The sequence below is a fragment of the Bacillus cereus group sp. N6 genome, assembly GCF_016483705.1.
GTDB lineage: Bacteria > Bacillota > Bacilli > Bacillales > Bacillaceae_G > Bacillus_A > Bacillus_A wiedmannii.
Genome location: NZ_JAEHBI010000195.1, coordinates 1 through 606 on the forward strand (window position 1 = coordinate 1; position 606 = coordinate 606).

The following is a 606-nucleotide window of genomic DNA, read 5'->3' on the forward strand; positions in this document are numbered from 1 at the left end:
ACTGGATGAAATCTATGAAAATTCAGTTCCTAAACATTGAATTTCTATTTTAGGAACGGTTCTATAAAAACGACACCTTTTGGTCCGTTTTTCTGTTATAATATTCTTATGTAAACAAAATAGAGGGGACTTACAAATGTTGAATAACAGAAAATTCGGATATATACGAGTGAGTAGTAAAGATCAAAATGAAGGTAGACAAATAGAATCCTTGAAACAAGTTGGGATTGATGAACGCGATATCTTTATCGATAAGCAATCTGGAAAAGATTTTAATAGAAAGAATTATCAACTTGTCAAAATGATGTTGCGAGAAGGGGATATTTTATATGTCCAATCATTGGATCGTTTCGGGAGAAATAAAGAAGCGATTTTAAATGAATGGAAAGATATCACAAAAAATATAAGAGCACATATTGTCATCATCGACATGCCTTTATTAGATACAACAAAATATCAAGATAACCTAGGAAACCTCATTACGGACCTTGTGCTTCAAATTCTTTCTTGGTTGGCAGAAGAAGAGCGTACCAAAATCAAAACACGTCAAAGAGAAGGAATTGATTTAGCTAAAAAACAAGGAAAACACCTTGGTAGACCAAAAGC

At 32.7% G+C, this 606-nt stretch carries 1 protein-coding gene; it reads left to right on the forward strand.

From position 1 onward, the window contains the following. Positions 1 to 139 precede the first annotated feature (139 nt). Positions 140 to 606: recombinase family protein (locus JDS99_RS30905; RefSeq protein ID WP_199696492.1), on the forward strand; the 467-nt coding region annotated here is incomplete at its 3' end.